The organism is Pararhizobium sp. A13 (genome assembly GCF_040126305.1).
Lineage (GTDB): Bacteria > Pseudomonadota > Alphaproteobacteria > Rhizobiales > Rhizobiaceae > Pararhizobium.
This window is the reverse complement of record NZ_CP149511.1, coordinates 164,055-185,637: the sequence shown is the minus strand read 5'-3', so window position 1 is coordinate 185,637 and position 21,583 is coordinate 164,055. Positions and strand designations below refer to the sequence as shown.

Here is a 21,583-nt window from a genome sequence, read left to right as displayed (position 1 = left end):
GCCTTAAAGGTGCACGCATTGACCTGACGGATGCAACACATGACCAAGGTACTTTTGATCGATGACGATATCGAGCTCACGAATTTGCTCTGCGAATACCTGACTCAGGAAGGTTTCGCCGTCGAGACAACCGCGGACGGCAGGATCGGTGTCGCCGAAGCAATGTCGTCCTCAACCGATCTCATCGTTCTGGACATCATGATGCCTCGTATGAATGGGATCGAGGTCTTGCGGAAAATCCGGCAGGTAAGCGACGTACCGGTGCTGATGCTGACGGCCCGCGGTGACGATATTGATCGTATTTCCGGTCTCAATCTGGGAGCGGATGATTATGTTTCCAAACCCTGTTCGCCAGGCGAGCTGTCGGCCCGAATCCGCGCGATCCTGCGCCGTTCTGGCCGGGCAGAACGGGATGGCTCGGTAGAAGAATTAAAGACCGGCGAATTGATCCTCTATCCATCGAACCGGAGAGCTGAGTGGCATGGTACGCAGCTTGAACTGACCGGCACAGAGTTCAGCCTGCTGGAGGTTCTCGTGCGGTCTGCCGGCCAGCTTGTCTCCAAGCAAGAGATCTCGCTGCGCGCTTTCGGCAAACCCCTGACCGCATTCGATCGACGGATCGACGTCCATATCAGCAGTATTCGTCAAAAGCTCGGGGCCCGCGCGGACGGACAGTCCTGGATACAGGCCGTGCGGGGTCGTGGCTATCAGCTACTAGAAGGCTAGCAATGCGTCGACTGTTCTGGAAGTTCTTCACCGTCGTATGGTTGGCCATGGCCGGGTCCATAGCGCTGCTATTTGCGATCAGCATACTGTTTGAGTCGCCCTTCGAGGAAGAAATCCTCAACCGTGAGCATGTCCTTGCGCTGGAAACTGCGGCCCAGGTTCTTCAATCAGACGGAGTGGAGGCAGCGACGCACCTAATTGCGGCCATGGAACGGACGGGTCGCACCATCCCGATCAGTATAGCCCCGATCGGACCGGCAATCGACTGTACATTGGCCAACGGCAATGACCTCATCAGAACGGCTGTGTGGGATGGGAACTGCTACCAGGTACGGATTGCCGGTTCGGCACAGAGCATGGTTTCCAAGACGTGGCCACGGACGGTACCTTGGCTGGCGGCACTTCTTGCTGCCGCTGCGGCAGCTTACTGGCTGGGCCGCTATTTCATTACGCCGGTCGAGCAGCTTCGTTACGGGCTTCGATCCTTGGCAAACGGCCAACTCGATGTGCGAATAGCCCATACGATCGGCAGCAAGCGCGACGAGATAACATCTCTGGCGCACGACCTGGACATCACCGCGGCGCGGCTGCAGGAACTTCAGATCGCACAGCAGCAGTTGTTCCATGATGTCTCCCATGAGCTTCGCTCGCCGTTGTCGAGGCTGCAGGCAGCCATCGGCGTGTTGCAGCAAAACCCCATGCGGCTGACGGCGATGATCGAACGAATGGGACGAGAGGTTGAACGTCTCGATGAACTGGTTGGAGAAATCCTGACGCTGGCAAGGCTATCTGAACGGGATACCTTGCGCTTTGACCGGCAGACGTTGGATGTCGTCGATCTCGTCAGGGAGATTATCGAAGACGCCGGCTTCGAAGGGCAGGCCCGCAGCATAGAGGTCCAGTATAAAGGCGTCGATTCGTTTGTGGCTTCGGTCAATGGCGAACTGATTTACCGGGCGCTCGAAAACGTGATCCGCAACGCAATCGCACACACGGAAGCTGGCACATCGGTACTTGTCGCCTCAGAGGTGAAGGGGCACCAACTTTTACTGTCGATCGAAGACGAAGGCCTCGGTGTGCCAGAAGAGGAATTGGAGGCCATTTTCCAGCCATTCTCCCAAAGTTCCACTGCCACCGCGCGCTCAGGGTTCGGCCTCGGCCTTGCTATCACGCGCCGGGCAGCCGAATGGCATGATGGCAGGGCGACAGCCCAAAATAAGGCGTCCGGCGGTCTTCGTGTAGAAATTACAATTCCGGTCGATCGCGCCAGTCAATAATCGCCCGCCGCCCTACTACGATATGTGAAGACGCGCACCGGGGGCGAGTTTTGGTGAAATATTGGCTTTGTCGAGGTCTTCTTGAGCAAATCTAACGCGCAATCAGTTGCAGCGAGAATAAGCGCCTTAACGGTCAGCCGTCAGCCATTTTCGGACATTTTCCACGAACTACTCCCACACTATGAGACAGGCAGGGGCACCTGAGCAGCGGCATCGCACTTCCGAAGGGTCTCGAGTTGGCTTGACGGAAAACAACGGCTGACTGCACCGGCATGCTCGTCCATTAGACCGCTGACGGTTTCTTCGTGCGAAACGACGACGCGAAAATCGGGCTTCAGCAACGACCCGCGATCGCCTGCCGCCGCCAATGAACCACTTGTAGAACCCGTTTGCCTGTGGCTTTAACGGCCGCCGTCAAATGATGCATAGTTCTGAATGCGGCACAATCGCAGCAGATTGCTCCTGCAGCATCGGGGTCGCACTTCATCCTGACGATAGCATCGACGCCAACGATCTCGTGAAATACGCCGATTCCGCAATGTATTCCGCAATGTATTCCGCAAAGCGCCTCGGCCGGGGCAGTTTGCAATTCTACTCGAAGGAACTCACGGCCACCGCGAGCGCACGCCTGATGCTGGGATCCGAATTGCGCCGGGCGATTGAGCGTCGCGAATTGGAGGTGCACTATCAGCCCAAGGTGCTCTTAGGAAACAGGATGATGACCGGCTCGGAGGCCCTGTTGCGGTGGCATCACCGTGAGATGGGCATGGTTCCTCCGAGCCAGTTCATTCCGATTGCCGAAGACAGCGGGCTTATCGTGGATCTGGGCCGATGGGTGCTTCGAGAGGCGTGCCTAACCGCCGCCGAACTGAATGCGGACGGCCGGCCGCCTCACAAGGTAGCGATCAATCTGTCATCCAAACAATTCCAATGTCCTGAGCTGGCGAAGACGGTAGCTGAGATTCTCACCGAAACCGACTGCCGTCCAGAGTGGATCGAGATTGAAATAACCGAAAGCCTTCTGCTCGGTCAGAAAGATGAGACGCTCGAAACGCTTTCTGCCCTTCGGACCATGGGAATCTCAATCGCTATCGATGATTTTGGCACTGGCTATTCCGCGTTGAACTACTTGACTGCAGATTCCGAGGCAATCCGCCCCCGCATTCCGAAATGATGCCGCCCCCCAATTCCGAGAATTAACCGCCCCCTTGTTCCGAGATGATGCCGCCCCCTGATTGGGCTGTTTGTCGGGGTGTCCTGCTGGTGAGACGTTCGTCCTTTCAGTTGCCTGAGAGGAAGGAACGCGATGCCAGCGGAGAGACTAAAGATGCGGCGTGTCCGCGAGATTCTGAGATACAGATTTGAGGAAGGGCTTGGCCACAAGTCGATTGCGGCGCGCGTTGGTGCGGCCCCCTCGACGGTGCGTGAGACGCTGCGCCGTGTTGAGATTGCCGGGCTTTCCTGGCCGTTGGGCGACGATGTCAACGATGCGGTTTTGGAAGCGGCTCTCTATAGAGCTGCCGGCACGAAGACCGGTCACCGTCGCAGCGTTGAACCGGATTGGGCTCATGTTCATCGCGAGCTGAAACGCAAGCATGTCACGCTGCAGATCCTCTGGGACGAGTATATCGGCCTTCATCCCGATGGCTATCGCTACAGCCGCTACTGCGATTTGTATCGCGCTTGGGCACTGAAGCTGCCGGTGACGATGCGCCAGGACCATGCGGCTGGCGAAAAGCTGTTCGTCGACTATGCCGGCGACACGGTCACGGTGGTCATCGATCGATTGTCGGGAAAGACGCGGCAAGCGCATCTGTTCGTCGCAGTGCTCGGGGCATCGAGCCTTTCATTCGCACATGCCCGCTGGAGCGAGACGCTTCCTGATTGGATCGAATGCCACCTGCTTGCGCTTGAGGCGTTCGGTGGCGCACCGGCGCTGCTGGTTCCCGACAACGCCAAGGTTGCCGTTATCAAGGCCTGCCTTTTTGATCCACAGGTCAATCGCACCTATGCCGGGATGGCAGCGCATTACGGAAGCACTGTTCTTCCGACGCGACCGCGCCGGCCACGCGACAAGGCGAAGGTGGAGGCGGCGGTTCGCATTGTCGAGCGCTGGCTGCTGGGCCGGCTACGCCACCGCGTCTTTTACAGCCTTGCCGACGTCAATGCGGCGATTGTCGAATTGCTCGTCGATCTCAACGACGCGCGTGTTCTGCGTCGTGTCGGGCGCACACGACGCCAGTTGTTTGAAGAGATCGATTATCCCGCCCTACGGCCGCTTCCTGTCGAACGATACGTCTTTGCCGAATGGAAGATACGGCGGGCTGGCCTCGATTATCATGTTGATATCGACAAGCACTATTACTCCGTGCCCTACCGGTTTGCCCGTGAGCAGGTCGAGGCGCGCATCACCGCCAATACCATCGAGATCTTCCACAAAGGTGAGCGCATTGCCGCCCACCGACGCTCGAGCGGCAATGGCAAGCACACGACAACGCCCGAGCACATGCCATCATCCCATCGCCGCTTTGCCGATTGGACAATCGAGCGCATCAGCCGCGAAGCATCGGCAATCGGATCGGACGTTGCATTGCTCTGCGAGCGTATTCTCGCCGATCGGCCGCATCCCGAGCAGGGCTACAGAGCCTGCCTGGGCATTATCCGCCTCGTTAAAGCGTTTGAGCGAGAGCGGGTCAACGCGGCCTGCGGGCGGGCATTGGAAATCGGTGCGCGAACCTATGGCTCGGTGCGCTCCATTCTCGACAATCACCTCGACCGACCGTCGGCGTCATCAGGCGCATCATCACCCGAGCCGATCAACCACTCCAACATCCGCGGTCCCCGCTATTACCACTGAGGAGACGACATATGCTTGCACATCCCACGCTTGATAAATTGAACGCCATGGGCCTGACCGGCATGGCCAAAGCGTTCAACGAACTGCTGACCAACGGTGAGAGCGAACAACTCTCCCATGCCGAATGGCTCGGGCTGCTGCTCGAGCGAGAATGGAGCTCGCGCCACGATCGCAAGCTTGCCGCCCGTCTGCGGTTTGCCAAGCTCCGTCATCAGGCCGTACCGGAAGATGTCGATTACCGCAGTGACCGCGGTCTCGATCGCGCTCTGTTCATGAAGCTGATCGGCGGCGACTGGATCGATGCCCACGACAACCTTGCGATCTGCGGGCCATCCGGCGTCGGCAAAAGCTGGTTAGCCTGTGCACTCGGGCACAAGGCCTGCCGCGACGATCGTTCCGTTCTTTATCAGCGCGTGCCACGGCTGTTTGCCAATCTCGCCCTTGCTCACGGTGACGGTCGATATGCAAGGCTGCAACGCACCCTCGGCCACGTCCAACTCTTGATCCTCGACGACTGGGGCCTGGAACCGCTCAATGAGCAGGCGCGCCACGACCTCCTGGAGATCCTCGAAGATCGTTACGGACGTCGCTCGACAATCGTTACCAGCCAGCTTCCCGTATCAGCCTGGCACGAGATCATCGGTAACCCAACCTACGCCGATGCCATTCTCGACAGGCTGGTTCATAATGCCCATCGCATCGACCTATCTGGCGAAAGCCTGCGGCGAAATCAGCGCCGGAAATCTTGACTCCTAACGACGATCGACTGACAACAATCACAGCCAGCAGGACCCCAGCCTCAAGGGGGCGAGATCATCCCGGAATCCGGGGGCGCAATCATCTCGGAACAAAGGGGCGGCTTCATCGGAATCGGCAACTTGACGCGCTTTCCCATCGACACATTGAAAATCGACCGCTCATTTATCAATAGTTCCGACAAGCGCAGCGCCGAACTCGTCAAGGCGATCCTGTCGATCGCGCGCTGCCTAGGGCAAAGCGTGATTGCGGAGGGCGTTGAGTCGATCGAACAGGCGGCTTTCTTGGCGGCCAACGGATGCGACGCCGCGCAAGGGTACCTGTTCAGCAAACCCTTGCCAAAACGTGACATCGTGAAATTGCCGCAGTATCTGAACGTTTGATTGGGATTGGTGCCCAGGATGGTTGACTGCCTCTATGCGCTGCAGCCGACACGATCGTCGCTGCACCGCTGCATGCGGCACCACGGCATCGGCCGCATGCCGGATGTCGAAGGCGGCAGACCAGCGAAGAAGAAGTTCAAGAGCTAGCCGATCGGCTACTTTCACATCGCCATTGCCGAGGTGCGCAGCGAACAGGGCACCAAGAAATGCGATTCTCTTGGGTTGAATGCTTACCCTATTTCTGAACGGACACGAACCAGCTTGATCATCGGACCGCAAATACGCAACCATGCGCGCGATTCACCCGGTGTTCAAAAGTCACCAAACCGCGCCAGCATCTTTCGAAGCTGCGTATTCTGTAGAAGAAGATGCTTTGCCAACAAGCCCTTTAGCCGTCGGTTTTCCTGGTCGAGTGCGACCAACTCATCGGACGTTGCTTCGACCAGAGCGGCGGTTGATCGCGCACCGGGCGGGGTTTCTGTACTATAAACCTGATAATGGACGCTCGCTTCGCCCTGACGCGCCGACGCTTTTAGCGACCTCCGTGCGGAAGAGTCCTCTTTCAATTTTGAAACGGAACTGACAGTTGGCTCATTGTCCTTCTGGGGCGAATAAGTTTGCTCTGCCCCGGCCAATGAGGCCAAAAGCCGCTCATCGTCCCCGGTTTCTATTGTGTCGTCCAGGCTGGAATTCGGCTGCAGCTCGCTGTCTTGGACAGGTGTCTTCGAAACCATGTTGGAGTCAAAAAGATGCGGCGCGTCTGCTTCCGCCTCACGCACAAGACTCTTGAGATCTGTGTCGGCCCAAATGGAATTTGGCCGCACAGCTGACCGTCGGCGCGTCGACTTGAATTCGACTACGAACTTTCGTTGCTGTGATTTCATCTATGTCCAGTCTTCGAGGTTGTAAGGTCCGCTCACGATCCATCGAATCGCTCGAGCATCTTCTTAAGCTGAATATTCTGCAAAAGCAGCTTTTGCGCCAATTGGTTTCTCAGTTGCCTGATCTCGCCGTCTAGCGTTGCCGCCTGCTCGAAGAAGCTTTCCCCGCGAGTGGAGGATTGCGCACTTTGATCGCCATTTGCGACGGCAGTACTCTGCGAGACCCTATCGGTTCGGGTTGTCTTCGTTCGTTCCGGGCGTTTCGACCGAAGTGCCTGGGAAGACTCTTTACTCGTCTGGCTTTCCGGCATCAACGCATGCGCATCAGCACCGGATCGATTGACTTCATGATGTGCCGGCGTCCGGATCGTTTCGCCGTCGACTGGCGGCGAGACTGGTTGGGAGGTATCGAGATCGCTGCCGGCTAGCTCTGAAGACGTCGTCTCCGTGAGATCAACAGGTGGGTTGTCATCGTGGCCGGGACGGCCGGATGCCTTCGTGGAGTCGGACGAAAGCGCCGACGTTTGTCGCGTGCCGCTTTCGCTCGCCTCGGTATCGGCATCATTCCCAATCGAACCCTCTTGTGTTTTTGCCGCCCGTATTCGCGACGTGAATTGAGCAAGAAATTTCCACGGTGATTTCATAGTGCTTCAACCTCGAGCAATCCGCACCACGACGTTGCCGCAGCCCTAAAATCAGGGTTCGTAACGTGAGCCCGGAAATCTCCTGCCACCGAAGACTGGTGGCTGGGAGCAATCTCGCAACCGCCCCCGCTAATACCGGTCGATCAATCGAGCCCGAGCCGCTTGCGCAGGTCGGCATTTTCCGCGCGAAGCTTGTCAGAAAGGGTTTTGCGGAGCCTCTTATTCTCTTCTTCAAGCTGAATAAGATCTGCCATCTCATCCATAGCTGAAGCAGGCGCCTCCGCCGTCTGCTCGGGCTGCTTTGGCGTCCTCTTTCTTCTGGTGCCTTTGATGGCGTCCTTGGTCGTGCTCTTGCCAGTGACTTGTGTTTCAGGCGTCAGCTTCGCTTCCTCGGACTCTTCGGCGCGCTGCCTGCGACCCCTCTGCACCTTTGCGGCCTTCGCAAGTGATGCAGCTACTGTTGCTTCGGCAGCGGCCTTCTGGCGCCGCGGCGCGCGCTGCTTCTTGGGCGCTGGTACTTTAGCCGTCGCGTCCGCGACTGCAATCTCGGTAATGGGTCCCGCACTGTTCTCGTCAGCCATCAGTTGTCTCCCTCTATAGCCAAGAGTACTTTTCGGCTGAGTGAAAGAGGGAGTCAACATGAGCGCTATAGATGGCTCGCCGTTTTAAAAACGCGGAGCCATTGCTAGTGTATAAACATAGCGGAGAAGCGGAAGCTCGCGCGCGCGCTTTGATACGAATCGGACCAACGGCCACGTCGTTGTACTTGTCTGAGAGTCCGGCATCTCAGCGTACCTACATGAGATGCCGATGGGATCACCGAGTTACGGGGCTGCGCGGTGAAGCCCGTTAAATGAGGGCTTTCTTGAATACGTCACCTACGCGACGGGCTATAGCGCTTCGGTTGACAGGAGAGGAACACGCCGTCGAAACTCGATCGAGTTCGGACGTGCTTATCATCCGCGAGACACCATCAGCGGTACGGGCAAAACAGTGTTGGTCTCGTTGAGGATATCGAACGTGTATCGTCCCTCCGGATCGACATTGACTGAGTAGCTGAGGCGGTCGCGTATGTGGTTGCCTTCGTCGAACGTGAGTACCTTCGGCTTCAATGACGTGAGCCGGCTTTCGTCAAGATAGACCGAGTTGCAGATGATGATCTGGTCGCCGGGCTGACAGGTCCGCGCTGCGGCTCCGTTGAGAATACAGCATTTCGAGCCGCGCTCTCCAAGGATGACGTAAGTGGAGATGCGAGCGCCGGAATTCTTGTTCCAGATTTCGACAAACTCCATGGGCAGGATGCCGGCCTCCTCGCAATGATCTGGATCTAGCGTGATTGATCCATGATAGTTGAGGTTTGCCTCAGTCACGTAGATGCCGTGTAGTTTGCCTGCGACTAGCTTTCTCATATTCCCTCACCTCAATTTCGCCGGCGCTGTATTAGCGGAATGCGCGCCAGAGCGGAAGGCGTTCATACGCGGGCAGAAACCATGGTGACGTTCATAACAACATCGCTGATCCTCGGTTTTATTCCGGGGCCTGACAACATGTTCGTGCTCACGCAGGCCGCGCTGCGCGGCTGGCGTGTTGGCATGAGCGTGACGTTCGGTCTTCTAGCCAAGCTCGCTACGTCCCATCGTTGCGATAACGTCACGGCTGCCCAGGTGATCGCCTTATGAATTGTGATGAGCGGCTCCGCCCAAGGGGGTCTGCCCGCCGTGGACAGCCGCCTTGGCAGCGAGGTTAGAAGCGTCGCTCAGGGTGGATCGGTATCTTTGCAGTTGGGCGGTACAAGGGAATTGGCCTGTAGCACCATAGAATGCCGCTTCCGATCATGGCGTGTGAAGTCCCCTGGTGAGTTGCCCTAAAACGGTTTCGATCACTGGATGATAACGGTTCCTATTCCATGCGAGGGCGGCCGTCACGACCATGATACGTTCCTTGATCGGTCGCACGACGACGTTCCCCGGCGCTAGCTTGCTCATGGAGGCAGGAACCAGCGCCACGCCCTGGCCGCATCCGACATAGGCAATCTGCGATACGACTGAGCGAACCTCGTGCAGGATGCGGGGCGCAAAACCATGGCTGCGGCATACGGCCGTCAGCATGTCGAAGTAAACGGGACTGACCTTGCGCGACGACATCACCAGCGGCTCGTCCGCCAGCGATTGCAATCGCACGCGCGGTAACGCCGCGAGGGCGTGATCGGCAGGGAGCGCCACGGCCAGCCGGTCCTCGGTCAGGGGCAGCGTGGCGATGGCGGGGCCGACCTCTCCCTCGATGCGCGCGAAGGCGAGATCGAGATTGCCGGCCTCCAACGCGGGCACAGCCTCGGCGCTGTCGATCTCCTGGATATAGACCGTCAGCTTCGGATGCCGCTCCTTCAGCCTCGTCAGAATCGAAGGCACTGTTTCCAGCATGGCGGCGTTGATCGCGCCAATGCGCAGCACGCCCGACTGGCCCGCTGCCACCTCGCGCACCACCTGTTCCAGCCGCTCGACCTGGCCGGCGAACTGGCGCACGGCCGGCAGGATCGCCGCGCCAGCTGGGCTGAGCACAGTGCCCCGCCGCGACCGTTCGAACAGGGTCAGGTTCAGTGCCTTTTCCAGAACCTTGATCTGTTCCGTCAGTGGCGGCTGCGATATGCCGAGCCGCTTGGCGGCTCGCCCGAAATGGCTCTCCTCTGCCACAGCCAAAAACATCCAGAGTTGCCGAATCAGGCGGAAATCGATCGTTGCGGTCATGCAGTCGGCCTCGGCTGAGCTTATTCTGAAATTCATATCACAGAATTCACGGATCGGTATTTTACCTATCAGATTGCATGCGTAAATTTCGCAGCATCTGTTACGGAGATATGCCGCCATGACCCGAAGCCTTCTCGACCGCCTCGCCACGCTCGACAGCAATACCGTGTCGGATGCGCTCGACTTCCTCGGCCTGGCCGGCGCGACCTACGGTCTACACCCGCTCTGGGACTGCCCGAAGATTGTCGGCTACGCCTCGACCATCCAGCTCGGCCCTAAGACGGATGCCAGGCCGACCGTCCATCTGATCTCGCCGGTCATCGACGCAATAAAGACCCATGACCGCGTGCTGGTGATCGCCGGCGGGGTGGACGGGATTTCCTGTTGGGGGGACATTCTCGCCAATGCCGCCATGGCGAAGAAGGTGCGCGGCTCGGTGATTGACGGATGCTCACGCGACATCGAGGGCAGCGAGGCCGTGGGCTACCCGGTCTATGGCAAGGGCGTGACGATGATCTCGGCGCGCAACCGGGTGATCCAGATCGCTTCGGGCACGCCGGTCCAGATGGCGGGCGTCACCGTCGGCGAGGACGATTACGTCATCGCCGACCGTTGCGGCACGGTCTTCGTACCCGCCGAGCGGATCGAGAACGTGCTCGAACTCGGCGAGAGGATCGCAAAGCGACAGGACGGGATGGTCGCGGCGGTGCGCGCCGGGCGCTCTGTCGCCGAGGTCATGCACGACAAGGAATTTGAAGCCATCAACGCCAAATGAGCCGGGGAAAAGATATGAGCAATCCGCAAGAGCAATCCGCCGAGGACCGCGAACTGGTAGCGCTGTTCGAGGGGCTGGACACGCCCGGCGTCTCGGACGCGCTGGACAAGCTAGGTCTGCACGGCCAGACGCCCGGCCTCATGCCGCTGGCCGACTACACGAAACCCGTGGTGGGCCCCGCCTTTACCGTCAAATACGTCCCGGCCTCCGTTCCGCCCGGCACGGTCGGCGACTTCATCGACGATGTGGCCGAGGGCGATGTGGTGGTCATCGACAATGATGGGCGCACCGACTGCACCGTCTGGGGCGACATCATGACCCAATATGCCGGTCTGCGTGGTATCGCCGGGACGGTGATCGACGGCGTATGCCGCGATGTAGCCAGGGCGCTCGGCGACGGCTATCACCTGTTTACCGCGGGCCGCTTCATGCGCACCGGCAAGGATCGGGTGCAGGTGGAAACGGTGGGGGGCACGGTCGGCATCGGCACAGTGCGCGTGCAAAGCCGCGACATCGTTGTGGCCGACGCCAATGGCGTGGTGATCGTGCCGCGCGAGCGCGCCCGCGAAGTCGCCGAGACCGCCCGCAAGATTGAGGAGGTCGAAGCCGCCATCCGCGAACGGATCGCGCAAGGCGCGACCATCCGAGAGGCGCGCGACGCGCTGGGCTATCACACGCTGCAAAGGAAATCCTGATGAGCGCGACATTTGACAAGGCCGCGCTGAAATGGGCGGTCAGGCTGGGAACCTCCACGTTGTTCGAGGCAGCTGGTATCGCAACGTCCTCGGTCGAACCGACAATCCGCACCATATGGTCGGGCGCAAAGGTGGCGGGTCCGGCGTTTCCGCTCGAATGCTCGCCCGGCGACAATCTCGCGATCCATATCGCCATGGAGAAGGCGCCGCGCGGTAGCGTGCTGGTGATCTCGGCCTCCGGCTTCATCGCGGGCTATTGGGGCGAAGTACTGACGGTGGCGGCTGAGGCGGCGGGTATCGTCGGCCTCGTCATCGACGGCGGCGTGCGCGACATCGCGGCCCTTCGGGCGCGGGCCTTCCCGGTCTTCGCGCGTGGCGTCTCGATGCGCGGCACGATCAAGGCGAGCGTGGCTTCGGTCGGTCAGCCGATCAGCCTGGCTGGAACGCCGGTCGAGGCGGGCGATCTGGTCGTGGCCGACGATGACGGCGTGCTGGTGCTGCCGCGACCGGCCGTGGCCGACACCCTCGTCAGGGCACAGGCTCGTGCCGAAAAGGAAGCCGCGATGATGGAAAAGCTCAAGAGCGGACAAACCACGCTTGACCTGCTCGGCCTGTCGAAATGGCACGAAAGCTGAAAGGGGTGAGGATGAGCGAGGTATTCGAACGAACCGTTCACCGACTGGATGTGCAAGGCGTGGAGTTGCAGGTTGCGGCGCTCGGGCGCGGCGGTGATGGCGCCCCGATCCTGTTCCTGCACGGCTTCGGATCGACCAAGGAGGACTATGCCGACATCGTTCGCCATCCCGCCTTCAACGGGCGGCCGTTCCTCACCTATGACGCGCCGGGCTGCGGCGAGACGGTCTGCTCGAACCTCGGGCGGATCTCGGTGCCCTTCCTGGTCGAGACCGCGCTGGCGATGCTGGACCGCGCTGGCTTCGAGCGCTTCCACCTGATCGGTCATTCCATGGGTGGGTTGACCGCGTTGATGCTGGCCGACGCTCATCCCGACAGGGTGCTGAGCTTCATCGACATCGAGGGCAACATCGCGCCCGAGGACTGTTTCCTCAGCAGGCAAATCCACGACTATCCGGCCGACGACCCCGAGCGCTTCTTCGACGATTTCATCGCACGCGCCCGCCATGCGCCAGCTTTCGCCAGCGCACTCTATGCCGCCAGCCTGCGCCACAAGGTGCGAGCCAGCGCGGTGCGGCCGATCTTCACCTCCATGGTCGAGCTTTCCGACAATGGCGGGTTGATGCGTAAGTTCCTCGGTCTGCCGTGCCCCCGGATGTTCATGTATGGCGCGGAGAACGCGCATCTCTCTTATCTCGCCCATATCGCCGCCAATGGCGTGACCTTGGCCGACATTCCCGACTGCGGGCACTGGCCAATGTATTCCAACCCGCCTGAGATGTGGCGGCGCATCGCCGCGTTTCACGCGGCTGCGTGATCCTCGCAACGACAGGACATCCCATGCCGCCCTTCGACGAGTTGGATGCCGAATGCCTGCGTGCTCTGCGCGACCGGCCGGACGGCAGTATCTGCGCGAGATATCCGGAAACGGCATCGACTACGGCTTGCCGAAGTTGGTCGGTGGCGAAATGCGTTCCGTCGTACCGTGGTCACGCATCCTCGATCGTACCGAAGTGTTGCTGGCGATCAATACGGACCTCGAAGCAGCAAGTACAGTGTCCGTCATTGTCGACCATGATCTGCACGAGCCGGGCACGATCATACGGTGTCTCTATTCCACAGAATCCGGCGAAATCGGTCGAGCAATCGCGATAGTCGAAAAACCGGATGGCAAGCGCGTCGTCGATCTGTCAGTGCCCGCGGCTGGCTTCGTTATTTTTCGGTGAACCGCTCGCCTTGATGGGAATTGAACCTTGGGGCGCACCTTCGAACTTATCCCCGGGGCGAACCTTTTATGCACAATCGACCTGATCAGATGCATGAGGGAAAATATCGTCGGATCGAGGTGATCACCGGTCGGCGCAGCGGCGGAATCGGACTGACGAGGAGAAGGCGCGGATCCTTGCGGAGAGCGCTGAACCTGGAGTGAACAACTCGGCTGTTGCCCGGCGCTGGGGCGTAGCCGGAACCGCCGAATTCCCACGTTCAGGTGCCAAACGACACCTGCAAAAGGTCCGATTTGATTTTCGCGATCTTCTGGCGGACCACTGCGTTGGCCGCCGCGCTGCGCGCAGCTGATTGCGGAGCAGCGGCACCCGAGAGCCGGTTGATAGCCCTTGATAGCGGGTCTCGGCATTAACGACGGGATCCGTACCGCCACTCCGGGCGAGATATTCCGAACGGTGCTCCCAGAGCGCTGCGAGGGTGCGGACCGCGATGGCGTCGTCGCAGCTCTGCAGGAGGTAGCGAAGGCGTTTTCCTTTTGATCCTCCATTCACCGCATATTTCGGATCGTCGATACTGACCTTGAGCTCGGAGGCAAAAAAGTCCGAGAAGCTTGCGTCGGAAAAGTCCAGCACAAAGCCGGGGCCACGAACGAAGTCGACGAGGTCTTCAACGAGACGCAGATCTATGGACCGTATCGAGCTAATAAACTTTCCTCCCCAGCATATCGCATTCAGCTATGTATTGATTGTCTCTTGGAGCTTTTCGATTTTGGCAAGTATGTCGTCGAAAGCGGGCGGCCTCTCATCGAACATCATCGGCGCCATGGCGCGATAGTCGGCGCGCAGGTCCTTGATCCGCGCCTCGCTTGGCAACAGTCGCAACGTGCCCGGCTGCGCGGTGTCGTAACTGGCCCACCCTGACCGGAAGAAGGTCGCCTTGTGCTTCGCCACGGTTGCCAGAAGTTCGAAATCCGCGGCGGCGGCTTTGCCCTCGTCGGTGTCGAGAAGCATGGCCAGATCATAATAGTGCCGCGAGAAATACTGCGGTGTCGCCGTTTCTGTACGACGGTGTGCCTCCGCGTGCAACGCCGTGGCCTTTTCCCAAAAGGTCCGTTGCGCGGACAGAACGGTCACGGTGCTTTCAGGCTCTTCGAAGAAGTCGGGATAGTCCTCCGCCGCGTAGGAGCGAATGACCCTCTCCTCGGTGGGCCATGGATCGCCGCGCGCGCCGAGTTCGAGTTTCACCCGCGGGGTGATGTAGGCCATGCCTTCATATTCGGAAGTAGGCAGAACGGTCGGATAGTGGAAGTTCACCGTCTGCGCGTCGCTGGCGTCAATCTCCAGCGACCACTCGCCTTTTGTCGGCTCGCCGAGTTGCTCGACGATGGCGGACCTAAGAGCCGGAATCAGCTTCTCGGCGATATGCCGCTCGACATCGTTCACCAAGGCTTCAATGAGGTTATACGCCTGTTTCTTGCTGATGCCTTCCTGCTCGGGATCGCGGTCGCCCGGATAGCCGAGATCCGCTCGATCGAAAGAGAGGTCGATATCTTCGGAAAAGCGGCGAATGGCGCCGAAGGCCTTGGAAAGGGACGTACCACCCTTGAAGACAAGGGTGGCAACATCCTTTTCCTGCAGGCCAAAAAGTCGCTTTAAGGCCCAGCAGACCCAGAAGTCCTTCTCGATGATCGTGTTGGCGACCCCTCGGCCAGCACCGGTCTCGCCGAAGAGGGCTGCCCGATCGTCGGCTGGTAGAAGAGCAACCTTATCCATCCATCTCACCCGACGCTGCGTTGGCGATTGAGGCGAGCGTGGGTCGCATCCACGCCGGGGCCCGGATCGCATTAGATGCGAGCGTCTTCTTGTCGCTGGCCGACAGCCGACGCGACGCGATCTGCGCAACGTCGGCGGCACGTACCGCCCCCACGTGACGAAGGGCCTGGACGACTGTGCCGGCCGCGCTGCCCGGAGCGATCAGATGCTTTGGCGATGCGTGACGCAGATCGACCACGCGCTTGCCCAGGACGACGCGGCGCGACGGACCGTCTGTCAAATAAGTACTCTTCGCCGGGACCTGTGTTGACAGGCCAAGGGCATTGGCCGCGCGCGCGCCGGCGATCTGTACCTGGGATCCGGTCTCCCGCGCCAACGCTTGCGCGACATCGTCAGGTGTAGGCGCAAGGGCACCAAGTTGTGGATGAACCTTCGGGAAGTCGTACAGGCCTCGCGCCAGGCGGCGGAGCTTTCCATTCTTGGCCAACCGGGAAAGGGCCTGGTCGACCGTCGATCGTGCGGCCACGTCGAGGAAGTCACTGGGCGTGAAGACACCGCCCCGCCCGCCAGCACGGGCGCGCTTCATGATTCGGTCTGGAACTGATGTCGCAACGATTTTCATGTGTCAGAAAATAGCGCATCTTTTTCTGACATTCAAGTCGGCTCCAATATCCGGCATCGGAAGGATCCAAAAGCCTATTTGAAGTCACGAAAATAACGTAGGAGGGAGAGGCCTTTGTCAGAAAAAGTGGCGTTTGCCAGCACATCTTGACGTCAGCTATGTCATAGTTAAGGTTCTTCACAGGCTACTTTTGTCGGAACCATATCTGACCATCGATAACTAATGCTTATCGGAGGTGAGATGTACGACATGCTTGTACGCGCTTCAAAGCGGTGATGCGGTGCCCCTTACGACCGAATTCGGAGGCCCCAATGCCCCAGACAAGCTATAAGATCAGCGAAGCCCGCAAGAACTTCGCAGAAGTCCTCGAACGCGCCAACCAGGGCGAAATCGTCATCATGCGCGGCAACGAAGTCTATGCCCGCATTGGCCCGGCCGCTGGCGGCAAGCGCCCCTTCGGCCTTTTGCGCCAGCGTGGTCTACCCGACGGCCTGTTCGACATAATCGATGCCGAACAGGCCGCCATCGACGCTGGCGACTGGAATGACGATACCGGCGTCTGGCAAGACAAACAAGCTTGACCTCAAGCCACAGGAACTGCGTGCCGCCGTCAGTGCCAGCGGTTTGCAGACCCTTGCCATCACCGATCTGCATGCCGAACTCGCGGCAAGCTTTGACTGGGATCACCGCGATCCGTGGGACCGTATTCTCGCGGCCCAGGCGCGGCTGGAACATTGCGCGTTTGTCTCCCCCGACACCGCCTTCGATGCGGTGCTGCATGAACGGCTTTGGTGAGCAATCCGATGAAGATTTTCATTGATGTCAGTGAAGCGGCGAATCGGTTCGAAGAAATGATCGACTTGGCGTCTCGCCACGACGAGGTGTATGTCTGCCACGGCGGACGGCCCGTCGCGCAGCCCACCGCTCTTCCGGTCCGGAATGAACTCTCGTCCGACGGTACCCCTTTCGACATCAAAGGTGACGACCGAAGCAACATGCCGGCCAAGGATGGAAAAACCTCTGCGATCGATGAGGTTTGGTTCCTTGCCGCGCAAGGCAAGCCAAAGCGAACCGCTGATCTGACCTCAGCGCATCGTGACCTCTATGACGAAGACGGCCTGCCCAAATGACCGCCGCGCCAACGACATCGATTGTAAGTCGTACCGTTGCGCTCGACACGATCGCTTCGGTCCTTCCGATTGACCGGCGCGACAAGCTTGCGGAACTGCTGACCGACCAGGACGTCGAAACGCTACGGAATCTCGTCAACCAGGGCATGGGCGAAAACACGCTGCGGGCGCTGACCTCCGATCTTGCTTATCTTGAAACCTGGTCTTTTGCCACCTCGCCCCGGTCGCGGTTCATCAGGCCGCTTTCTTGGCCTTCCACCAAGATAGAAATGGTCAATCTTCCTGCTCCAGTCGATCGCAGCGGCTAAATCGAGGATCGATTGGGACAAACTCGGCTATCGCCCGATAACCAAAAATCCGATGTTTGATCGTTGGCGTTCCTTTGGGATATCAACCACTTAGATGTTTGCAGATATGTGCCAACCACTTTGCGGTCATAATTCGCTTTATCGCGAGAGTGTTACACTATAAAAATGATCGTGTATTCGGTCCGGAGGGAAACCCTGCGTTCTGCGTGTTCTGCTTCGATCCCGGCCGATGAGGAGGAACTGGCTTAATCCACAAGAGGAGACAGACATGACGAATGCCTTGCCGCCACTTTACAACGGACACGCGCCGATCACCCTTCAGGAATTGTTCCGCGAAGCGCTCTATGCCTTCGAGGAATGGGATACGGAACTTACGGAACCAATCGTCACTTTCGAAGGACGGGTCAACCCGATCAGCCTCGTCTTCGAGGCGATGCGCGAATGCAACGACATCGTGCCGATGAACATTGTCAGTGCCATCACCGAAAGACTGACCAAACCTTGGGAAGGTGAAGGGCCGCTCGATCAGATGAGCTTCTCGACGGCCGCTCGCGTCATGCGGGTACTGGTGCGCAAACGCCTTCTTGCCGATGGTGGTGCCGATATTGTGGCCGTCTCCAGCCACGCGGCCGAGCGCCAGCCGCCAGAATAAGCCTTGCGGGATCGCGGCGAGGCCGCCGCGATCCCGTTCTCCCGAGCAGGGAACCGCTCCAAATGTGTGCGCAAATTTCACCAATGACCACTAAGGGCCCAGGCTGTGTGAAAACCTGTTCGGATGGCGGTCGTAAAGATGGAATTTCGGTCTAGCGGGTTTTGTCGGTTCAAGAAGGTCGGACACGTAGTCGTTGAGCATTGGGGGAAACAACATGCTCGGACCGCGGTCTATTCCTTGGACGAAACCAGGCATTAATCCTCCCGCCGATTCATCCAGGAATTGTATCATATTTGGCGTTTTCACACAGCCTGGGCCGCAAGCGGCCGACGAGTCGCGCTGGTTGCGGTCGTCTGCGCGCGGAACGTTACTCAAACAAAAACTCCGGCAACAGCGTCGGCCAATCAACGGCCAGCGAAACGCTGTCTCGCGGCGTCGGTTACGGGTGTATAGAGGGCGACGCGTGTCCCCTCGGGATCGGAAATCTGCACTGTCCGATTGCCCCATGGCAAATCCTTGGGTGCGTGCACGACCGTGACCTGGTCCTTGAGCCGTGCGAATTCCGCATCGACGTCCGATACCATGAACTCGAGAATGGCTGTCCTGTTGGCCCCTGGCTCCGAAGTGCCCTCGCTGAACAAGGCCACGGTTTCCGCGCTGCCTATTGCGAGGCTCGCGCCGGGGGTGACGATCTCGGCGAAGACGGGCGCAAGCCAGTCGGCGCGGCAGCCCGTCACAAGCTCATAAAAGGCCACCATGCCGGTGATATCCGAGGCAATGAGGCGGGTGGATGCGAACTTCATGATTTTCTCCCTGATGCGCGACCATCTCTTTCCTTGCTTTTGTGACATAGCCGTGCTGACAGCGTTGTGGCAGCAGGAGTCATCAGGCATGCGAAAAGCAGATCGACTTTTTCAGATCATCCAGATTCTTCGACGATCGAGCCGCCCGGTGACCTCGTCTGAGCTTGCGGATGAACTTGAGGTCGCGCGGCGAACCGTCTACCGCGATATCGCACACCTGATTGCCCAGCGTGTTCCAATCGAGGGCGAAGCGGGGTTCGGCTACGTCCTCGATCCGCGATATGACATGCCGCCGCTCATGCTGACGCCTGACGAGATCGAGGCCGTCGTGCTCGGCGTTCAAATGGTGGCAAGGTTGAATGACGCGGCCATGCGGAATGCAGCCAGCGATGTGATGGCCAAGATCACATCGGTCATCGCGCAGGACCTTCTTCCCTATATTGCCCAACCCGCCGTCGGCATCAAACCCGATGATGTCGGCGGCGATGTGACACGCGATACGCGTCCGCTCAGGTTGGCGATCAGGGAAGGCCGCAAGCTTGAGCTCGATTATCGCGCGGCGGATGGGACGATCACCAGCCGCATCGTGTGGCCTGTGCTTCTCGGCTATGCCGACACGCACAGCCTCTTGATCGCGTGGTGCCAATCGAAACAAGCCTTCCGTCATTTCCGCACCGAACGTATCCTCAAAGTCGAGATTCTCGGTGAATCCATAGGCATGTCCCGGAGCAAGCTGAGGCAGCAATGGCAGCAGTGGCGCGATGCCGAAATGCGGAAATCCCGTGGGGCGCAGTGACGGCTCGGCCCCAGGCTGTATGAAAACGCCAAATATGATACAATTCCTGGATGAACCGGCGGGAGGATTAATGCCTGGTTTCCTCCAAGGAATAGACCGCGGTCAGAGCATGTTGTTTCCCCGACGACTACGTGTCCGAAGACAATTCTGTTCGGGCCGTTGATGTCTCATCGAGAGCCTCGATCTTGCCGCGCTCGGGTTCAACGGAGCGCAGCCCTTCGAAGACTGGACGACCGAGCTACGATCCTGCGACGATGCTCAAGATCTACGTCTACGGCTATCTCAATCGCATCCAGTCGAGCCGCCGACTTGAGCTGGAGTGTCAGCGCAATATTGAGCTGATTTGGTTGACCGGACGTCTTGCTCCGGACTTCAAGATGTGGCGGCAAGGTTGGAATGTCCGCCGTTGCGCAAAGTTAAAATGTCACTTTGGGCGGCGTCTTCAGCCATTTAGAAATGCGACACTCCGCATCGCCGCTGGCGCTGACGGCAGCCCCCGATCCGACCGGCTGGGCCGGGTTGCAAGGGAAGGGAGGGGGCGGGTGAGACACACCCCTTCGGCATCGCAATGTGCCAAAGTTGTGGTGCGTGAACCCACGATTTTCCAGCTCCACGGGGCGTCGATGACGGGCCAGCTAAGGTTCCGCAAGAAGCTATCACGGCCCCAGTTTCTGAAGTTCATGGCGCACGATGCGGGATGCTGATAATCCCGCGAAGAGTTGGCTGATCAGCGACCTGCTCACATTGGGAAGCCCACTGACGCATGCCGAGTTTCTGCTGGCTCGCGATTGGCTAGACCTCGTAACCAGGCAACGGCAGCGCGAGGTTCCGACGTCGCCACCTTACAGGGAAGAGGTTGAGCCGCGTACGCTCGGGATGGCAAAGTCCCGCATCTGGATGGACCCCGAGTTGCTCGTGCCGAGCAACCTTCGTCCCCGCCGACACCATCAACGCGGCTAACAAGCAGAGCAGTCCCGCAGCTCGCTTTTGCCGGAGCTGCTCTAGCCCCGCTTCTCGCCGACGCGCGCCAAAACGAAATCATGCTCTACCTCCCAGAAGTCGCCATCGAACTCGTAGCGCCTGGCACGGTCCAGATCCTGCCTGTGCCTGAATTGCGCAAGCAGGCTCTCCTTCACACCGAAGACCGCATCCGAATTGATATAGGGATCGTCTGGATCGAAGATGTGGGTGACCAGCGTCTCGAAGCCGCCCGCCTTGACGATGTAGTGCAGATGCGCCGGGCGATATGGATGACGGCCGAGATGCTCGAGCATCTGCCCGACCGGTCCATCATTCGGGATCGGGTAGTATTTCGGCTTGACCGCCCGGAACCAGTAGCGGCCGTCATCGCCCGTACGAAAGACCCCACGCAGGTTGAAATCCGGCTGGATGCCCTGCTGTTGCACGTCGTAGAAGCCTTCGTCATTGGCCTGCCAGACGTCGATCACCGCATCCTTGATCGGCCGGCCGGCCGTGTCGAGGATGCGGCCGCCGATCACCATGTCCTCGCCCTTGGCATCGAGGCAGATATTGGCACCCATTTCCAGCTCGGGCGCACCTTCGACGTGGAAGGGGCCGAGCACCGTGCTTTCCGAGGCGCCGGACGGCTTGCGGTTGTTGATCGCGTCCACCAGCATGGAGATGCCGAGGACATCGGACAGGAGGATGAACTCCTGCCGCCATTCGTTGCACATCTGCCCTGTGCGCGTCAGGAACAGGATCGCCTGCATCCATTCCTCCTGTGTCGGTTCGAGCTCCTTGACCGCCTCGTGCAGTTTGCGGGTGACCACTTCCATGATCTGCTTCAACCGCTCGTCTTCGGCATTGCTGTTGCGGCCGGTGACGACCTCGACGGAATTTTCCTCGGTGAAGAAGCCTTTTTCGTGCGCGTCCATCACGGTC

At 59.4% G+C, this 21,583-nt stretch carries 24 protein-coding genes and 7 pseudogenes; 21 read left to right on the top strand and 10 right to left on the bottom strand.

Translation table 11 applies throughout. The features are described 5' to 3' along the window. The first annotated feature begins 39 nt into the window (after positions 1-39). From WI754_RS22435 to WI754_RS22405, 7 genes and pseudogenes are all read left to right on the top strand, one after another. Entirely contained in the window at positions 40-726 is a 687-nt protein-coding gene (locus tag WI754_RS22435; RefSeq protein WP_341487508.1) for a response regulator transcription factor, read from the top strand. Positions 727-728: 2 nt separating this feature from the next. Next, positions 729-2,003 carry a HAMP domain-containing sensor histidine kinase gene (locus WI754_RS22430; RefSeq protein WP_341487507.1) on the top strand — a complete coding sequence of 425 codons (1,275 nt, stop codon included), beginning with the start codon at positions 729-731 and terminating at the stop codon, positions 2,001-2,003. Between the two features lie 460 nt (positions 2,004-2,463). Next, positions 2,464-3,135: pseudogene (locus tag WI754_RS22425) on the top strand (GGDEF domain-containing phosphodiesterase); the annotation flags it as partial. A 195-nt stretch (positions 3,136-3,330) separates the two neighbouring features. Continuing rightward, positions 3,331-4,860 carry an IS21 family transposase gene (istA, locus tag WI754_RS22420; RefSeq protein WP_341487506.1) on the top strand — a complete coding sequence of 510 codons (1,530 nt, stop codon included), beginning with the start codon at positions 3,331-3,333 and terminating at the stop codon, positions 4,858-4,860. A gap of 11 nt (positions 4,861-4,871) precedes the next feature. Next, on the top strand, positions 4,872-5,609 hold the full coding sequence (istB, locus tag WI754_RS22415) for an IS21-like element ISRel16 family helper ATPase IstB (RefSeq protein WP_341487505.1): 738 nt from the start codon (positions 4,872-4,874) through the stop codon (positions 5,607-5,609). Positions 5,610-5,744: 135 nt separating this feature from the next. After that, positions 5,745-5,999: pseudogene (locus WI754_RS22410) on the top strand (EAL domain-containing protein); the annotation flags it as partial. Positions 6,000-6,017: 18 nt separating this feature from the next. Next, complete coding sequence (locus tag WI754_RS22405) at positions 6,018-6,146, top strand: hypothetical protein (protein WP_341488069.1); 129 nt, start codon at positions 6,018-6,020, stop codon at positions 6,144-6,146. Between the two features lie 164 nt (positions 6,147-6,310). On the opposite strand, the gene WI754_RS22400 is transcribed toward WI754_RS22405, so the two are convergent. The 4 genes from WI754_RS22400 to panD form a co-directional block, all read right to left on the bottom strand. Beyond that, complete coding sequence (locus WI754_RS22400; RefSeq protein WP_341487504.1) at positions 6,311-6,883, bottom strand: hypothetical protein; 573 nt, start codon at positions 6,881-6,883, stop codon at positions 6,311-6,313. Between the two features lie 32 nt (positions 6,884-6,915). Then, entirely contained in the window at positions 6,916-7,524 is a 609-nt protein-coding gene (locus tag WI754_RS22395) for a hypothetical protein (protein WP_349438041.1), read from the bottom strand. A 143-nt stretch (positions 7,525-7,667) separates the two neighbouring features. After that, positions 7,668-8,105: a SyrB-like regulator gene (locus tag WI754_RS22390; protein ID WP_341487503.1), complete on the bottom strand. Its 438-nt coding sequence runs from the start codon at positions 8,103-8,105 to the stop codon at positions 7,668-7,670. Between the two features lie 375 nt (positions 8,106-8,480). Continuing rightward, positions 8,481-8,933: an aspartate 1-decarboxylase gene (gene panD / locus WI754_RS22385; protein ID WP_341487502.1), complete on the bottom strand. Its 453-nt coding sequence runs from the start codon at positions 8,931-8,933 to the stop codon at positions 8,481-8,483. An 81-nt stretch (positions 8,934-9,014) separates the two neighbouring features. Here panD and WI754_RS22380 point away from each other — a divergent pair, with 81 nt between their 5' ends. Further along, complete coding sequence (locus WI754_RS22380) at positions 9,015-9,203, top strand: hypothetical protein (protein ID WP_341487501.1); 189 nt, start codon at positions 9,015-9,017, stop codon at positions 9,201-9,203. Positions 9,204-9,356: 153 nt separating this feature from the next. Here the strand turns inward: WI754_RS22380 and WI754_RS22375 are convergent, their stop codons facing one another. Next, positions 9,357-10,268 carry a LysR substrate-binding domain-containing protein gene (locus WI754_RS22375; protein ID WP_341487500.1) on the bottom strand — a complete coding sequence of 304 codons (912 nt, stop codon included), beginning with the start codon at positions 10,266-10,268 and terminating at the stop codon, positions 9,357-9,359. 118 nt (positions 10,269-10,386) lie between these two features. Here WI754_RS22375 and WI754_RS22370 point away from each other — a divergent pair, with 118 nt between their 5' ends. The 6 genes and pseudogenes from WI754_RS22370 to WI754_RS22345 form a co-directional block, all read left to right on the top strand. Continuing rightward, on the top strand, positions 10,387-11,043 hold the full coding sequence (locus WI754_RS22370) for an RraA family protein (protein WP_341487499.1): 657 nt from the start codon (positions 10,387-10,389) through the stop codon (positions 11,041-11,043). Between the two features lie 14 nt (positions 11,044-11,057). After that, on the top strand, positions 11,058-11,738 hold the full coding sequence (locus WI754_RS22365; protein WP_341487498.1) for an RraA family protein: 681 nt from the start codon (positions 11,058-11,060) through the stop codon (positions 11,736-11,738). Beyond that, positions 11,738-12,373 carry a dimethylmenaquinone methyltransferase gene (locus WI754_RS22360; RefSeq protein ID WP_341487497.1) on the top strand — a complete coding sequence of 212 codons (636 nt, stop codon included), beginning with the start codon at positions 11,738-11,740 and terminating at the stop codon, positions 12,371-12,373. Before WI754_RS22365 ends, WI754_RS22360 begins: the two co-directional genes overlap by 1 nt. Before the next feature lie 11 nt (positions 12,374-12,384). After that, positions 12,385-13,188 (top strand): alpha/beta hydrolase, encoded by an 804-nt coding sequence (locus WI754_RS22355; protein ID WP_341487496.1) that lies wholly within the window; start codon positions 12,385-12,387, stop codon positions 13,186-13,188. Between the two features lie 52 nt (positions 13,189-13,240). Continuing rightward, positions 13,241-13,597: a hypothetical protein gene (locus WI754_RS22350; protein WP_341487495.1), complete on the top strand. Its 357-nt coding sequence runs from the start codon at positions 13,241-13,243 to the stop codon at positions 13,595-13,597. A gap of 68 nt (positions 13,598-13,665) precedes the next feature. Continuing rightward, positions 13,666-13,832 (top strand): annotated as a pseudogene (locus tag WI754_RS22345) (IS66 family insertion sequence element accessory protein TnpB); the annotation flags it as partial. A gap of 39 nt (positions 13,833-13,871) precedes the next feature. Here WI754_RS22345 and WI754_RS22340 read toward each other — a convergent pair. The 3 genes and pseudogenes from WI754_RS22340 to WI754_RS22330 form a co-directional block, all read right to left on the bottom strand. Then, a pseudogene (locus WI754_RS22340) lies at positions 13,872-14,230 on the bottom strand (hypothetical protein); the annotation flags it as partial. A 102-nt stretch (positions 14,231-14,332) separates the two neighbouring features. Further along, positions 14,333-15,370 carry a nucleotidyl transferase AbiEii/AbiGii toxin family protein gene (locus WI754_RS22335; RefSeq protein ID WP_341487494.1) on the bottom strand — a complete coding sequence of 346 codons (1,038 nt, stop codon included), beginning with the start codon at positions 15,368-15,370 and terminating at the stop codon, positions 14,333-14,335. Further along, positions 15,363-15,956 carry a DUF6088 family protein gene (locus WI754_RS22330; protein WP_341487493.1) on the bottom strand — a complete coding sequence of 198 codons (594 nt, stop codon included), beginning with the start codon at positions 15,954-15,956 and terminating at the stop codon, positions 15,363-15,365. The genes WI754_RS22335 and WI754_RS22330 overlap by 8 nt, the downstream gene beginning before the upstream one ends. 347 nt (positions 15,957-16,303) lie before the next feature. Here WI754_RS22330 and WI754_RS22325 point away from each other — a divergent pair, with 347 nt between their 5' ends. From WI754_RS22325 to WI754_RS22305, 5 genes and pseudogenes are all read left to right on the top strand, one after another. After that, positions 16,304-16,573, top strand: coding sequence for a type II toxin-antitoxin system prevent-host-death family antitoxin (locus WI754_RS22325; RefSeq protein WP_341487492.1), 270 nt, complete (start codon positions 16,304-16,306; stop codon positions 16,571-16,573). Continuing rightward, a pseudogene (locus WI754_RS22320) lies at positions 16,566-16,787 on the top strand (PIN domain-containing protein); the annotation flags it as partial. The gene WI754_RS22325 and the pseudogene WI754_RS22320, both read left to right, overlap by 8 nt. A gap of 8 nt (positions 16,788-16,795) precedes the next feature. Further along, positions 16,796-17,122 carry a hypothetical protein gene (locus WI754_RS22315; RefSeq protein WP_341487491.1) on the top strand — a complete coding sequence of 109 codons (327 nt, stop codon included), beginning with the start codon at positions 16,796-16,798 and terminating at the stop codon, positions 17,120-17,122. Next, positions 17,119-17,328: pseudogene (locus WI754_RS22310) on the top strand (integrase); the annotation flags it as partial. The gene WI754_RS22315 and the pseudogene WI754_RS22310, both read left to right, overlap by 4 nt. 370 nt (positions 17,329-17,698) lie before the next feature. Further along, a complete protein-coding gene (locus WI754_RS22305; protein ID WP_341487490.1) occupies positions 17,699-18,082 on the top strand; it encodes a hypothetical protein in 384 nt (127 codons plus the stop codon). 404 nt (positions 18,083-18,486) lie between these two features. On the opposite strand, the gene WI754_RS22300 is transcribed toward WI754_RS22305, so the two are convergent. Next, positions 18,487-18,885, bottom strand: a complete 399-nt coding sequence (locus tag WI754_RS22300) for a VOC family protein (protein ID WP_341487489.1) — start codon at positions 18,883-18,885, stop codon at positions 18,487-18,489. An 88-nt stretch (positions 18,886-18,973) separates the two neighbouring features. Between WI754_RS22300 and WI754_RS22295 the strand changes: the two genes are divergently transcribed. Together WI754_RS22295 and WI754_RS22290 are read left to right on the top strand one after the other, a co-directional pair. Next, positions 18,974-19,681: a YafY family protein gene (locus WI754_RS22295; RefSeq protein ID WP_341487488.1), complete on the top strand. Its 708-nt coding sequence runs from the start codon at positions 18,974-18,976 to the stop codon at positions 19,679-19,681. 70 nt (positions 19,682-19,751) lie between these two features. Further along, positions 19,752-20,058: pseudogene (locus WI754_RS22290) on the top strand (transposase); the annotation flags it as partial. 624 nt (positions 20,059-20,682) lie between these two features. On the opposite strand, the gene WI754_RS22285 reads toward WI754_RS22290, so the two are convergent. Then, positions 20,683-21,576, bottom strand: a complete 894-nt coding sequence (locus WI754_RS22285) for an intradiol ring-cleavage dioxygenase (RefSeq protein WP_341487487.1) — start codon at positions 21,574-21,576, stop codon at positions 20,683-20,685. Positions 21,577-21,583 lie beyond the last annotated feature (7 nt).

Coding starts and splice junctions, on each gene's coding strand:
- WI754_RS22435 (WP_341487508.1), top strand. CDS start 40: ATGACCAAGGTACTTTTGATCGATGACGATATCGAGCTCACGAATTTG.
- WI754_RS22430 (WP_341487507.1), top strand. CDS start 729: ATGCGTCGACTGTTCTGGAAGTTCTTCACCGTCGTATGGTTGGCCATG.
- istA (WP_341487506.1), top strand. CDS start 3,331: ATGCGGCGTGTCCGCGAGATTCTGAGATACAGATTTGAGGAAGGGCTT.
- istB (WP_341487505.1), top strand. CDS start 4,872: ATGCTTGCACATCCCACGCTTGATAAATTGAACGCCATGGGCCTGACC.
- WI754_RS22405 (WP_341488069.1), top strand. CDS start 6,018: ATGGTTGACTGCCTCTATGCGCTGCAGCCGACACGATCGTCGCTGCAC.
- WI754_RS22400 (WP_341487504.1), bottom strand. CDS start 6,883: ATGAAATCACAGCAACGAAAGTTCGTAGTCGAATTCAAGTCGACGCGC.
- WI754_RS22395 (WP_349438041.1), bottom strand. CDS start 7,524: ATGAAATCACCGTGGAAATTTCTTGCTCAATTCACGTCGCGAATACGG.
- WI754_RS22390 (WP_341487503.1), bottom strand. CDS start 8,105: ATGGCTGACGAGAACAGTGCGGGACCCATTACCGAGATTGCAGTCGCG.
- panD (WP_341487502.1), bottom strand. CDS start 8,933: ATGAGAAAGCTAGTCGCAGGCAAACTACACGGCATCTACGTGACTGAG.
- WI754_RS22380 (WP_341487501.1), top strand. CDS start 9,015: ATGGTGACGTTCATAACAACATCGCTGATCCTCGGTTTTATTCCGGGG.
- WI754_RS22375 (WP_341487500.1), bottom strand. CDS start 10,268: ATGACCGCAACGATCGATTTCCGCCTGATTCGGCAACTCTGGATGTTT.
- WI754_RS22370 (WP_341487499.1), top strand. CDS start 10,387: ATGACCCGAAGCCTTCTCGACCGCCTCGCCACGCTCGACAGCAATACC.
- WI754_RS22365 (WP_341487498.1), top strand. CDS start 11,058: ATGAGCAATCCGCAAGAGCAATCCGCCGAGGACCGCGAACTGGTAGCG.
- WI754_RS22360 (WP_341487497.1), top strand. CDS start 11,738: ATGAGCGCGACATTTGACAAGGCCGCGCTGAAATGGGCGGTCAGGCTG.
- WI754_RS22355 (WP_341487496.1), top strand. CDS start 12,385: ATGAGCGAGGTATTCGAACGAACCGTTCACCGACTGGATGTGCAAGGC.
- WI754_RS22350 (WP_341487495.1), top strand. CDS start 13,241: ATGCCTGCGTGCTCTGCGCGACCGGCCGGACGGCAGTATCTGCGCGAG.
- WI754_RS22335 (WP_341487494.1), bottom strand. CDS start 15,370: ATGGATAAGGTTGCTCTTCTACCAGCCGACGATCGGGCAGCCCTCTTC.
- WI754_RS22330 (WP_341487493.1), bottom strand. CDS start 15,956: ATGAAGCGCGCCCGTGCTGGCGGGCGGGGCGGTGTCTTCACGCCCAGT.
- WI754_RS22325 (WP_341487492.1), top strand. CDS start 16,304: ATGCCCCAGACAAGCTATAAGATCAGCGAAGCCCGCAAGAACTTCGCA.
- WI754_RS22315 (WP_341487491.1), top strand. CDS start 16,796: ATGAAGATTTTCATTGATGTCAGTGAAGCGGCGAATCGGTTCGAAGAA.
- WI754_RS22305 (WP_341487490.1), top strand. CDS start 17,699: ATGACGAATGCCTTGCCGCCACTTTACAACGGACACGCGCCGATCACC.
- WI754_RS22300 (WP_341487489.1), bottom strand. CDS start 18,885: ATGAAGTTCGCATCCACCCGCCTCATTGCCTCGGATATCACCGGCATG.
- WI754_RS22295 (WP_341487488.1), top strand. CDS start 18,974: ATGCGAAAAGCAGATCGACTTTTTCAGATCATCCAGATTCTTCGACGA.
- WI754_RS22285 (WP_341487487.1), bottom strand. CDS start 21,576: ATGGACGCGCACGAAAAAGGCTTCTTCACCGAGGAAAATTCCGTCGAG.